This window comes from Novipirellula artificiosorum (assembly GCF_007860135.1).
In the GTDB taxonomy this organism is placed as follows: Bacteria; Planctomycetota; Planctomycetia; order Pirellulales; family Pirellulaceae; genus Novipirellula_A; species Novipirellula_A artificiosorum.
In genome coordinates, this window is sequence record NZ_SJPV01000003.1 from 588214 (window position 1) to 601481 (window position 13268).

The 13268-nt window shown below is 54.5% G+C and carries 7 protein-coding genes; 4 read left to right on the forward strand and 3 right to left on the reverse strand.

Annotation, left to right across the window (positions count from 1 at the left end; translation table 11 throughout):
* Nucleotides 1-125 precede the first annotated feature (125 nt).
* Complete coding sequence (locus Poly41_RS12000; protein WP_197231244.1) at nt 126-1997, forward strand: rhamnogalacturonan lyase; 1872 nt, start codon at nt 126-128, stop codon at nt 1995-1997.
* Between the two features lie 141 nt (nt 1998-2138).
* On the opposite strand, the gene Poly41_RS12005 is transcribed toward Poly41_RS12000, so the two are convergent.
* The gene (locus Poly41_RS12005) at nt 2139-4634 is read right to left on the reverse strand and encodes a glycogen/starch/alpha-glucan phosphorylase (protein ID WP_146526395.1); all 2496 of its coding nucleotides are present in this window, start codon (nt 4632-4634) and stop codon (nt 2139-2141) included.
* Between the two features lie 135 nt (nt 4635-4769).
* On the opposite strand from Poly41_RS12005, the gene Poly41_RS12010 reads away from it, so the two are divergent.
* The 3 genes from Poly41_RS12010 to Poly41_RS12020 all read left to right on the forward strand — a co-directional run bounded on the left by Poly41_RS12010 (nt 4770) and on the right by Poly41_RS12020 (nt 9518).
* Entirely contained in the window at nt 4770-6380 is a 1611-nt protein-coding gene (locus tag Poly41_RS12010; RefSeq protein ID WP_197231245.1) for a sulfatase family protein, read from the forward strand.
* A gap of 160 nt (nt 6381-6540) precedes the next feature.
* Nucleotides 6541-7869 carry a BNR repeat-containing protein gene (locus tag Poly41_RS12015; protein ID WP_197231246.1) on the forward strand — a complete coding sequence of 443 codons (1329 nt, stop codon included), beginning with the start codon at nt 6541-6543 and terminating at the stop codon, nt 7867-7869.
* Between the two features lie 167 nt (nt 7870-8036).
* Nucleotides 8037-9518, forward strand: coding sequence for a sulfatase-like hydrolase/transferase (locus tag Poly41_RS12020; RefSeq protein WP_146526398.1), 1482 nt, complete (start codon nt 8037-8039; stop codon nt 9516-9518).
* A gap of 249 nt (nt 9519-9767) precedes the next feature.
* Here Poly41_RS12020 and Poly41_RS12025 read toward each other — a convergent pair whose 3' ends face one another.
* Nucleotides 9768-11231, reverse strand: a complete 1464-nt coding sequence (locus Poly41_RS12025) for a sulfatase family protein (protein WP_146526399.1) — start codon at nt 11229-11231, stop codon at nt 9768-9770.
* Between the two features lie 242 nt (nt 11232-11473).
* Nucleotides 11474-12643 (reverse strand): alpha-amylase family protein, encoded by a 1170-nt coding sequence (locus Poly41_RS12030; protein WP_146526400.1) that lies wholly within the window; start codon nt 12641-12643, stop codon nt 11474-11476.
* Nucleotides 12644-13268 lie beyond the last annotated feature (625 nt).

The following is a 13268-nucleotide window of genomic DNA, read 5'->3' on the forward strand; positions in this document are numbered from 1 at the left end:
GATGCAGCGATTGTAGCCACATGCCATTGGGACGGATGCAGGTGAAGGTCCTCCCAACCCAAATGGAGATAGACGGTTCATTTGGGAAGAGGTGGCGGGCAAAACCAAATCCAGGCGAAACTCAATTGAAGTACTCCACACTGTGTTTCCTTTTTCTGTTTGCAGTTGTCGCGGCATCCGACATCCAGGCACAACGACAAATGGAACTCCTTGACCGAGGGGTTGTTGCGGTGAAAACCGACGACAAGGTTTTCATCAGTTGGCGATTGTTTGCGAACGAACCTCAGGAAACAACGTTCAACCTGTACCGACTTTCTTCGGACGGATCATCGACTCGTCTCAACGAGCAACCGTTGGCTGCCGGTACGAACTTCGTAGATCAGCAGACGGTAGGTTCACCGAACGACCGCTACTTCGTTAACACCATCGGTCCGGATGGCGAAGGCAAAGCCTCGACGGCGGTACCGATTTGGCGTTCTGGTTATGCTGAGATCCCGATCCAAGTCGTCGAGGGCTATCGAGCAGGTGATGTGTCGATCGCGGATCTGGATGGTGACGGCCAGTACGAGTTCGTCCTGCATCAGATTTCCAATCCAAAAGACAATTCGCATTCCGGGATCACTGGCAGTCCAATACTCGACGCTTACGAATGGAATGGTAGGCTGCTTTGGCGAGTTCACCTCGGCAAGAATGTACGCGAAGGTGAGCACTACACTCCGTTCTTGGTTTACGACTTAGACGGTGATGGAAAAGCGGAAGTCGCCTGCAAAACGGCCGACGGGACGGTCGACGGAAAGGGAAATGTTGTCGGCGACGCTACGAAAGATTGGCGTGACACGGACGAGACGTCACGATCCTTTGGGCGAATTCTCGATGGGCCAGAGTACTTTACGGTGTTCAGCGGGCAAGACGGCGTAGCACTGGAGACGGTCGATTATATTCCCGGCCGCGATCCGATCGACGGTTGGGGCGGCATCGGCGGGAATGGCGGAAACGACCGCTATGGCAATCGCTGCGACCGTTTTCTTGCCTGCGTCGCCTATCTCGATGGCGAGCGACCCAGCGTCGTGATGTGTCGAGGCGTTTATGGTCGCATCGTCCTTGTTGCCTGGGACTGGCGTGAGGGACGGTTGACGCGGCGATGGACTTTCGATTCCGGCATCAGCTATCCGCCCTATTCCGACGCGTCACCGTTTTCGGGGATGGGTGGGCATTCATTGTCGGTTGCCGATGTCGACGGTGATGGTCGCGACGAAATTGTTTACCAAGCGATGGTCGTTGATGATAACGGGAAAGGACTTTACTCGACCGGCTTGAGACACGGTGACGCAATGCATGTCAGCGACCTGGATCCAGATCGCCCAGGCCAGGAAGTTTTCACCGTTCAGGAAAACGAGGGATCCACGGTGCGTTTTCAGACTCCCGGCGCAGCGATGCGAGACGCAAGGACAGGCGAAATTCTCTGGAGCCATAGCCCGGGCGTTGACGTTGGAGCGGGCATCGCCGCCGACATTGATCCTCGACATTTTGGCTGCGAAGCCTGGGGCGGTCCCGGCGGATTGCGAAATGCAAAGGGCGAGTCGATTGGCCGCAGCCCTCGTTCGACAGGATACGCTGTTTGGTGGGACGGAGACTTGTTGCGTGAATTGATCGGTCGCAACGGAGTCACCAAATGGAATTGGGAAACGCAGCAAGAAGAAACGATTTTTGCTATCGAGGGGCGTGGCGCGCCGCGCGGTCCGAATCTGATGGGCGACATCATCGGTGACTGGCGCGAAGAAATTGTGACAACGGCCCCCGATGGAAAATCATTGCGTGTCTACTCAACGACTGTGCCAACCGATCACCGCATCTACACGCTGATGCAAGACCCTCAATACCGACTCGGCATCGCCTGGCAAAACGTCGCGTACAATAAGCCACCGCACACCAGCTTTTTTTTGGGCAATGCGATGCAAGCCCCCCCCATTCCCATCCTTCGTCAAACTGGCAACTAAACTGCGGTGCCCATGCAACTTCGCCAATACGGCAACCGAGACCGTTGAGCGTACCCGCATCGGGAAACGGCAATCATTCGCCCATCTGCTTGCTCCCAATTATTGAACCGACGGGGCCAATCGATTGAGACACGCTCAGCTTCACGGTTTGAACTTGCTGTTGAAACCGTTCGGCTGAATCGCGTCGATCTGCCAAATCTCACGACAATAGTCGCGGATGCTACGATCTGATGAGAAATGACCCATCCTGGCTACATTCAGAATGGACTTTTGCGTCCAAACTTCGCGATCCTGAAAGGCCGCACTGACCTCCCGTTGCCTTTCCACATAGCTTGAAAAGTCGGCCAAAACGAAAAACGGATCGTGGTATTGAAGATTCTCGACCAAAGGACGAAACAACTCTGTATCGCCGCGAGAGAAGGTGCCATCGCTAAGCCGGTGCATGATTCGCGATAGATCTGCGTTGTCACGGACAAGCGAACCAGGATCGTAGCCAGCGGCCTGTAACGACGCGACCTCCTCGACCGTCATCCCGAAGCAGAAGAAGTTTTCGGGCCCGACGTGATCACGTATTTCAATATTCGCTCCATCGAGCGTGCCAATCGTTAAAGCCCCGTTCATCGATAGCTTCATATTGCCCGTACCCGATGCCTCTTTGCCGGCCGTCGAAATCTGCTCCGACAGGTCGGCTGCTGGATAGATCCACTGTCCATTCTTCACATTGAAGTCGGGGAAAAATGCCACGCGCAATCTTCCGTTCACATCCGAGTCTCCGTTCACGACCTCTCCGACCGAGTTGATCAGCTTGATGATCAACTTCGCCATCTGGTAACCGGGCGCCGCCTTGCCCGCAAACAGGAACGTTCGTGGCGTGACGTCCGCGGCAGGGTTATCCTTAATTTGAAAGTAAAGGCTCAGAATATGTAGCAGATTGAGATGTTGCCGCTTGTACTCATGAAATCTCTTGACCTGAACATCAAATAGACTCTCTGGGTCAACGGAAATTCCCGTCCGCTGCTGGACCTTTTCCGCCAGGTCCTCTTTGACGGCTCGCTTCACGACACGCCACTCGGCACGAAACGCTGCATCGTCGGCCAGAGGTTCGAGCCGATGCAACTGATCAAGGTCGCGAATCCAGCCATCACCGATGGCGTGGGTGATCAGAGCGGAGAGTCGTGGATTCGCCAATAGCATGAATCGCCGTGGCGTCACACCGTTGGTCACATTATGAAATTTCTCAGGAGTCAAATCATGGAAATCTCGCAGCACTTCGTCCCGCAACAACCGCGAGTGTAATTCAGCAACACCGTTAATCGAGTAGCTCCCGACACAGGCCAAGTGTGCCATCCGCACTGCACGACTGCCTTGTTCCTCGATCAGTGACAATCGACTCGCTCGCTCTTCGTCCCCAGGATACCGCTTCCGAACCCCTTCCAAGTGCCGTCGATTGATCTCAAGAATGATCTGCAGATGGCGAGGCAAAAGACGCCCCAAAAGTTCCACCGACCATCGTTCGAGAGCCTCGGGCAACAGCGTATGGTTCGTGTACGCAAACGTCCGACGCGTGATCTCCCATGCTAACTCCCAGGGCATCGCGTGCTGGTCGATCAGCAAACGCATCAGCTCAGCAACTCCGATCGCCGGATGGGTATCGTTCAATTGTACGGTGAACTTCTCGTGCAGATTTCCGAGCTGCGAACTACGTTGCAGGTAGATGCGTATCATGTCCTGAAGCGCGCACGACGTGAAGAAGTACTGCTGTTGCAAACGCAAAACTTTTCCCTGTAAGGCTTCGTCGTTTGGATAGAGCACCTTAGAAATATTCTCCGAGGCGATCTTTTCCAGCACGGCACCTTGATAATCACCGACGTTGAACAGTTGGAAGTCAAAGGACTCCGATGCCTGCGCCTGCCACAGTCGCAATAGATTCGCGGTGGGAACACCGTAGCCGCCAATCAGTGTGTCGTACGCCATTCCCATCACGTGCCGATCGGGAACCCACTCAACCTGGTAGTTGCCTGCCGAGTCGACCTGTTCGCGCACCGAACCACCAAAGCCAACCGTAAACGTAATCTCGGGCCGTGCCACTTCCCACGGATTGCCGTATCGCAACCACTTGTCGGTTCGCTCGACCTGCCAACCATCCTTAAGCTCTTGATCGAAAATTCCGAATTCGTATCGAATGCCGTAGCCGATCGCGGGGATTTGAAGCGATGCGAGCGAATCCAAATAACATGCTGCTAGCCGGCCCAACCCACCGTTTCCTAGCCCAGGCTCCTCTTCTTCGGCCAGTAGCCTATCGAGATCAAGACCCAATTCCAGCATCGCCTGCCGCGTTTCGGACTCCATCCCCAGATTGACGAGGTTGTTGCCCAGGTGCGGCCCGAGTAAAAACTCGGCTGACAAGTAACACAAGCTACGGACCGATTGCTCGTAGTACGTACTCGCGGATTGAAGCCAATGCTGCATGATACGATCACGTACCGTGTACGCTAACGCCATGTAGTGATCATAAGTTGTCGCAACCGCAGGGAATTTTGCTTGGCGATAGCTGAGATTATCAAGAAAACTCCGCTTCAATACCTCCGTACTGGTCCCGCCATGAATCTCGTTTGACGTAAACGTGTCGTTCATCATACTCTCGCTCCGGTACAAAACACTTACATGTTCCAACCTGCCAGGCAGGGGTTGCTGTCCCCGCCGCAACCTCACAAGATACCATTGTACCAGAACCATCGTATCCCAACGCACCTCCCACCTGGCACAGGCCTTATGTACCGAACCTACGCTGTATTGTTGAGCACGCTAATCTACCTTCCGCTGCTCGCCGAAGGCGTTATGGCGATTCAACCGGCCGAGGGGCATCGACCTCCGAATATCGTCTTCTTTATCGCAGACGACATGCTTCCGAAGCACTTCAATTGTTTGCCGCAAGGGGAAGGTCGAAATCTAACGCCGAATATTGACCGGTTGGCCCGCCAAGGAACGGTGATGCGTGAGCAGCACGTCTGTTCTCCCATCTGTACGCCAAGTCGCTACAACGTGCTGACGGGAAACTATGCCAGTCGTGCGAAAAACAATCCGTTCACGTCGAGGACGCGGCGAGAAGGACAGTCAATCGTTGAGTTCAATACGCACATTGTCGGGGGCGATACGACGCTGCAGGCATTGCTGCAAGAGGCGGGATACGAGACGGGCATGGTCGGAAAGAACCATGTGGTCGAAGTGAATGGACTGGAGTCCTTTCCCGATTTTGATGCCAGTGCACGACGACCTGAAAATGCGGCAAAATTACTTCGGAATCACGATCGTGTCTGTGAGGCGATTCGCAACACCGGATTTGACTCGGTCGACCGCGTTTACCACAACAATCCTGATTTTCTGGGGTTGCACGATGTGGCCGTCCAGAACTTGGATTGGATCACTGAGGGTGGCGTTGAGTTCATTGGCCAACCACGCAACAAGCCGTTCTTCCTTTACTTCGCCACCACGGTACCACACGGCCCCACGAACGAAAAACGCTCGTGGAACGCGGATCCAAAGATCGCTGCCGTGGGGTATCTCGAAAAGGCACCCACAGCGATGCCTTCACGCGAACAAATCGCACATCGTCTGACCGCAGCCGGCCTTCCCGTCACCCCAGACACGGCAAACATGCTTTGGCTTGACGACGCCGTCGGTGCGCTGCTCGACAAGCTCGAAGCAACCGGACAACTCGACAACACCGTCTTCTTTTTCTTCAGTGACCATGGGCAAAACGCCAAAGGAACGCTGTACCAAGGGGGCGTGCATGACCCAAGCATCGTCTGGCGAAAGGGAGGGTTCCCCGTAGGAGCGACCAGCGACGCGTTGGTGTCGATCGTTGATTTTGCCCCGACCATCCTCGATTTCGCAAAAGTAGACGCATCGGAGTTCCACTTCGATGGTGAGAGCTTTCTTCCGTACCTTGAAGGACAACCTGCCCCCACCGATCGAGTGCTCTACTTTGAGCTGGGGTTTGCACGGGGGGTCCGCAAGGGCAATTGGAAGTATATGGCGATACGCTATCCCGAACACATTGAGAACATGACACGGGACCAGCGAGAAAGATTACTCAACAAGTGGAACGCAGAGCGACGACGTCGGCACCTCGAAATCGTGACCGAGGATCCATCAATGCCGTTCAGCCATTTGACGGCAATCCCAGGCGGTGGCCATGCAGAGGCGAGATCCACAGGGACACTGCCAGGTTATTTTGACCGCGACCAACTCTATGATCTTTCGGTAGACCCCGGCGAGCAACACAACCTTGCTGACGATGCCGCGTACAATACACAGCTTGAAGAGATGCGGCGCGAGTTGCGCCGCATCCTTGAGACGCTACCGGGTGAGTTTTTGCTGTAGCCCCCCATCGCCATGACTGAAAGGAACCGCTAATCGGCACCCACGCATGTATCGAATCTTCTTAACCCTTGCACTCTTGTGGAGCACACCGTCTGCTCCGGCACAACAAACTGGTCGGTCGGAAAAGCACGGTGACGGAACCTCCCGCAACGAGGTGTTGATGTCGAACGATCCCGATAGCGATGATCGGGTTTCTAGCGACGTTGATGCCCCCGAGCCACGACCGCATGTCCGAGTATCAACCGTAGCAACAAACGGAATGCCAAAGGATATCGTCAAGCGAGGATCAACATGGAACTTTGGCCCTGGCTCGCTTTGGACTCACAACGGTTGGCAATACGCCGCTTATTGGGACGACCAATGCCAGGTATCCGTGGCTCGGCGACAGTTGCCCAAGGGCGCATGGTCAGTGATCTCACTGCCTGGTTACAAACGCACCGAGAACATCGATCGAGGCAAGGCCGGACCGAAATCTCAGGGGTTTGGGGACTCTCACGAAAAGGTCGCCATGGGGATTTCGGCCGACGGCGTGATTCACCTTGCCTTTGATCATCATGTCTCGACGCTCCATTATCGTCGTAGCAAGACGTCAGTGGCAACCCATCCGATGTTACACCCATGGACCACGGATTTGTTTGAACCCGTCAAGGACCATCTCGGCGGGCCGACGATCGAAGCGGTGACGTACCCGTGTTTCACTCGCGATGGCGATCGTCTGCTGCTTTACTTGCGTCTCAACGGGGGTTCCGGCAGCGCGGACTCTCACTTCTTTGAATATGCAAACGGACAATGGCAGATCAATGATTTCGATGCCAGCAAGTTGATCGACAAACATTGGTCCGGCGGGAACGGTACGGTCAATGCCTATCCCCATGGTTTGATCGTGCGAGATGGACGTCGCCACCTGACTTGGTGCTGGCGTGACACGCCCGTCGCCAGCACCTGCCACGACCTGTGTTACGCCTACAGCGATGATCATGGGAAAACGTGGCTGAACAATGACGGTGTACTCATCGGTGTTTTAGGAAAGCAATTCATCAACGCCGATTCGCCAGGCGTAGCGGTTTTCCGCATCCCGCCAGGAACTCGTTACCAAAACGGAGGGTCGATGACCGTTGACGCACGAGGCCGAGTGCATGTGTTGATGCGAGGCGAAGATGGCCAGCCCGCTTACTTCCAACGCGATCCAGGCACGAAACAATGGACTCGCGGCAAAACAGACGTACTCGGAACGTTGGTGGCCGGAGACCATGACCGCCTGTACGTCGTTGCGGATGGCAACGTGTTGTTCGCACCGGCAGAGGATCCTAGTAAGCTATCCGTTAGGTACACAGGCAATGAAAGTCTGTTTACCGACAGCAAACCGAGCGTCGACGCGATGTGTGGCGATCTGGATCGCTGGATTTCGGTAATCGGGCAAAGCGGAACAACGGTCAGCGTTGCAGATTATGACGTGGCCGAAAACGATGTCAGCGATTCGCAGCCTTGAACAATCATGGAAATCGTCACCAAATAGCATGAAGAGCCTTGAAATAAGGATTGCGAAGAAACTACCGTCTGAATGCGAGGTTGGTCCTCGCCGAACGTAACGTCGAGTGATTGACGCAGCTATCCGACGCCTTCGACCCCTTCGTTCCTTCCACGCTTATTGATCCCATGCCGCTCCGTACGCTGATCCCTTGTTGTTTTCTACTTGGCTGTTTCGCATGCGCCGCACACGCTGACGACGCTCCTCCCAACATCGTGGTGATCTTGGCAGACGACCTGGGCTGGAATTCGGTCGGCTATCACAACGACGAATTCAAGACGCCTCATATCGACTCCATCGCGGCCGACGGGATTGAACTGAATCGGTTTTATGTCGCGCCGATGTGTTCGCCTACCCGTGCCGGATTGATGACGGGACGCTATCCGATCCGCTTCGGCTTGGCCCGTGCCGTCATCCCACCGTATCGCGATTTTGGCCTACCCGTCTCCGAAACGACGCTGCCCGAGATGCTCGGTCGTCTTGGATACCTGGATCGTGGCGTCTTCGGAAAGTGGCATTTGGGGCATCGACGTGCGAAGTGGCATCCCCTGGCTCGAGGTTTCACGCATTTTCATGGACACTACAACGGTGCGATCGACTACTTCGATTTGACGCGTGAAGGCGTCCGTGATTGGCACCTCGACTATGAATCATCGGACCAAGAGGGATATGCAACGGACCTGATTGCGGACGCTGCGGCAAACTGGATCAAGCAATCCGCAGCCTCGGATACTCCGTATTTTTGCTATTTGCCTTTCAACGCTCCGCATTCACCCTTCCAGGCGCCCGACGAGGCGATTCAGCGGTACGGTGACTTAGATGGGAAGCATAAGCCCAACGCGAAGAATCGAGAAATCTACAAAGCGATGATCGGTCGCATGGATGAAGGCATCGGCAGCATTTTGAGTGCCATCGATGCTTCCGGTGAATCCGAAAACACCCTCGTCTGGTTCTTCAGTGACAACGGCGGCGTGGCTGGGTTGCGAGGCATCAATGATCCACTCCGCGGTGCAAAACTCACCGTATTCGAGGGCGGCACTCGGGTTCCTGCCTGTGTTCGTTGGCCCGGAAAAATCCCTGCAGGGCGATCAACGGATGCGGTCTGTGGCTACATCGATCTGTTGCCGACCTTGGTTTCACTGGCCGGTAGAACCATTTCGGAACTCGCAGAGAAACCGATGGATGGCGTGGATTTGTCCGCCGTGTTGTTTGGTAAAAGTGAAAGGATCGAGAGCCGGTCTTGGTTTTCCTATCACGGACAATCCGGGCCCTCCTCGGAGCATTTGGCGGTCATCGACGATGAATGGAAGTTGGTGGTCAACGGGCCTCAATTGAGAGACATTGGCCAAATTCAAGATGAACATCAACAAGTGCATCTCTTTCACTTGTCTGACGATCTGAACGAAATGACGGATCAGGCCGCTCAGTATCCAGAGCGTGTCAAAAAATTGGCGCAACAGCTCGTCGAGCACCGAGCACTTCAGCCGAAAGATGCCATAACGCCTTACAATGTCGACAACTCTGGCTTCGTTCCCCCGCCGCGGTGGATGCTGGATCCAGAGCATCCGGATGAACTGGTTGGCCATTACTTAGGGACCGTTCACAAATAAGTTACCGTTTTAGCGGAGCGGCGCAAGCCGCCCGGTTTTTCTAGGGAATTGGCGAGGCCTCGATACCGGACGGCTTGCGCCGTGCGGCGAAAAGTGGACCTCGATTTAGCGGTATTGGGCGAGTGCCTTGCCGCTCAGTCCGAGATTGACTCGGCATATTGCAGTAAATCGACCACGAAGTGCGCTGTCCAGCCAGCCAGCTCGGTGGTCGACGCTTTTTGCATGCCGGCTCCAAGGTCGCAACACGAATCAATCTTTGATTTCAAGAAGCTGGGTTTTCAAACGTTGAAAGACTTCGGGGTTTTGCTCAGCAACGTTGGTTGTTTCTGCCGGATCCTGTTGGAGATTGAACAACATCCAAGGTTCCTCGAACGGCTTACCTTTGGGGTTTTCCCGTCCACCGCTACCATTTCCGGCGACCAGTTTCCACTTGCCATCTCGGATCGCAAACATGCCACCGGCCGAATGACAAATCAGTGGTGGGCGATCAAAAGCTGCACCGCCGTTTTTCAACAAACTGGCGAAGCTAACCGAGTCCTCCGCTGCACCGTCTGGAACCAGAATGTTCAGCTCATCTGTGAGCGTCGCCAATAGGTCGACAAGTCCAACGACGTTTTCAACCCTTGTTCCGGCATGGGCCTGATCCGGTAGTCGTACAAAAAAGGGAACACGGTGTCCGCCTTCCCAAATATCGGCTTTGGTTCCTCGCCAGCCCGCGTTGGCGCGATGGCTGTCGGGATGAAAACCCTGAACGGATTCATCATCCAAGTGATCCGGAACATCGGCATCCATACGGTACATGAAGGAACCGTTGTCGCTGGTTACGATCAAGATCGTGTTGTCGGCGACCTTTGCGTCATCCATCGCTTCCAAGATTCGACCCAGCATGGCATCGACCTGGCAGACAAAATCCCCGTAGGCCCCAAGCTCGGTCTTGCCCATAAATCCGTCCTCCGGAAGCACGGGCTTATGGGGGGCTGTCATGGGGAAGTACAGAAACACCGGTTTGTCCGAGCCAGGCATGGACTGGATGACCGCGATGGCTTCATCGGTCAAACGGCGAAGGCAACCCTGCATATCAAAATCGACTGCGCGAGGCCCCTTCCGCGTATAGGGAGGAAACGACTGGGCATCTTGATCCAATGTGTCCGTGGTCGTTGCTTGGCCATCGCGGAAATAGACGTAGGGAGGAAAATCGAGGGACGCAGGGATCACGAATGAGGAATCAAAACCCAGCGTGCCTGGATAGTGCGACAGAGGCTTGCTGAGATCAAGATTCTTTTCGCCTCCGTCAAGCCCCAAACCCAGGTGCCATTTCCCAACAATCGCCGTTCGATAGCCGCCCGCGGAAAGCACGCTTGCGATCGTGGACCGATCCGCTTCGATCAGAGGTGCGCTATAGCCATTCAATACACCTCGTTTCAATTGAGACCGCCAACAATAGCGTCCCGTCAACAAACCATAACGCGTCGGCGTACACACCGCTGACGGTGTGTGAGCGTCTGTAAAGGTCATGCCCTCCGCAGCCAAGCGATTGAAAGCTGGGGTGGGAATGGCGGAGTCCCGGTTGAGCGGCTGGACATCGCCGTAGCCCAGGTCGTCGGCCAAAACCAAAACGACGTTGGGTGAGTCGGCTGCCAACGCTTGGCCCAATAAGAGCCAGCAACAGGTGAACGCGCAGAAAGAAACGTGTCGCGACAAGGGACGATTCATGGTGTTTTGTGGGGAAAATCGAGGGCATGCGGGCGAGGAGGTTGCATTCGTCGGCAGGCCATTTCGACCTTGCCAAGTTTTGCCAAGTTTAACAGCTTTTCGATCGAGGTCGGCCAGTCATCGGCGGCTTGTCAGGCCAGCGTCCTGTTTACGCTTCGCCGATTGCGGTTGGAGGCAAAATCGACTCGCTTGCGCCACGTGCTTGGATTGGCACGTTTCCGCTCAAAAGTGGCGCGATCCAGCTAATCACCGTGGACTGAACGCTCATCTTGTTCCATGGCTGCATCCATCTCAAGTAACTGCTGAAATTGAGGTTCAGCAAACAGGCCTCCATTCCGTGCGACGGCCCATGTATAAAACCCCCCAGCATTTACGACCCGCGTCATCCAATCTAGTGCCTGGTCTGTAGGGAAATTGGGGTCCCCGTTTTTCCAATTCCTTTGAAATGGCATGAAAATGTGACCCAAAGTGCCTTGATCAGGTGTCGCGGTAGGCTTGGCTTGATCATTGACAAAGGCGCCCTGTATATAAGGCCCGTTTTCAATCGCCGTTACCATTCTCAAGTTCACATTATCCCATGGGCCCTTTGAGTAGGCCATCGGATGGGGGTGCCCCGCGGTATAGTCGCAGTAGCGAGTTCCCCGATTTACGGGGCCTACACGATAATGAAAAGCTACGATCGAATTGGGGTTCCCACTGCGGGCAGCTCTTGCCAAGGTTTGGTACTCCGCATCCGTCGTTGGGGCGTTTGCTATCGTTCTCTTTGTTCGGTCAAACCACCAACCGGAGATCTTCCCTCTATATTGATCTGAATAGTGTTTCACAATCAGCTTCGACACAGCATCCCAATGGGACATCGATTGGGATTGGATATGTTTCTCCCAAACAGCCTTGATGGATCGATCTGGAACGTACTTCTCTGCCCAATCAAATGCTGGAGAGCTAAAGTAGACAAGAACTTTTAGGTCATGGTCTACCAGAGCGTCCGCCACTTCGCCAAAAAGGTCGCGGTCTGGGAAGTGCTTTCTGCCAAGCACCGCCCGCAATTCTGGATGCGGCGCGTTGTGATAACTTCCGTAATGTCCATTATGAAGGTTGATCATTACATAGGAGATCGATTTCAATTGAGTGACTTGGTCAATGAAAGCAGGGACATCAAAATCATCCAAGGCTTTTTGGTCTTGTGATGTCGGTAGCAATATTCGGATGCCCCAAGTTCCTTCAAAGGGTTTCACGCGTTCGGGACTGCCAAAATCAACATCCTGGGCGAATGCCGGCGTGATAAAAAGCAGCAGAAGTAGAGGGGTGCATTTTAAATACAAGCAGCAATGAGTGTTCTTTTTGTACCCGTCTGAACATGACGAATGTTCATGACTCGGTCCGCTTGCAATTGTGTTTTGCAATCTATTCATTTGGCACGCTCTTGAATGTCACGAGGATCAGGAAAAAACCAATGCTATGCGTCAAAGTGGCTCCGGTGTCCAATGATCTCTTAGTAAAGAGTCCCCGACGGACGGTCGTCGGCCGGGAACCGGTAGCACCCTTGGCGCACCGTCGACCGGGATATCCCTTGTCAAGTTGCACCTCTGCAGAGCTCGACTCCGTTTCTCCCGGAAACTGCACGATAACAAGTGAAAATAGCTCCTGCCAGCAATGATTGGACACCGGAGAGATGCCTCGAAAACCTCCTGCGCACGCTTCCGCCGGATGAGCGATTTTAATGACGGGATTCTACCAAACTTGGGTCGAAGAGACGACGAGCCACTTTTCCCTTGTCCCTGAGTGCAGAGGCTCTTGCCCATTCGCGGGAGCGTCATCGGGCGGCAGGTGACGTGTTTTTTCGTCATTCGCAGTGCCACGGTTGATCGTCCGGCGTGCAATCGGAATCGCCGGATCGATGGGCGAAACGTGGCCTTCGATCTGCCGGAAATATTCGCGGCGAAAAAACGGGTTGACATCTCGTTAGGTGTCGATATATTAACTAAATATTATTGAAAGAGACCATCGACAGCAGAAGCCAACCAACCGTCGTGGGTC

What these genes read in the sequence shown, in the direction of transcription:
- Poly41_RS12020 (WP_146526398.1), top strand. Translation starts at nt 8,037, where the DNA reads ATGCCGCTCCGTACGCTGATCCCTTGTTGTTTTCTACTTGGCTGTTTC.
- Poly41_RS12005 (WP_146526395.1), bottom strand. Translation starts at nt 4,634, where the DNA reads ATGATGAACGACACGTTTACGTCAAACGAGATTCATGGCGGGACCAGT.
- Poly41_RS12010 (WP_197231245.1), top strand. Translation starts at nt 4,770, where the DNA reads ATGTACCGAACCTACGCTGTATTGTTGAGCACGCTAATCTACCTTCCG.
- Poly41_RS12030 (WP_146526400.1), bottom strand. Translation starts at nt 12,643, where the DNA reads ATGAATAGATTGCAAAACACAATTGCAAGCGGACCGAGTCATGAACAT.
- Poly41_RS12015 (WP_197231246.1), top strand. Translation starts at nt 6,541, where the DNA reads ATGTCGAACGATCCCGATAGCGATGATCGGGTTTCTAGCGACGTTGAT.
- Poly41_RS12025 (WP_146526399.1), bottom strand. Translation starts at nt 11,231, where the DNA reads ATGAATCGTCCCTTGTCGCGACACGTTTCTTTCTGCGCGTTCACCTGT.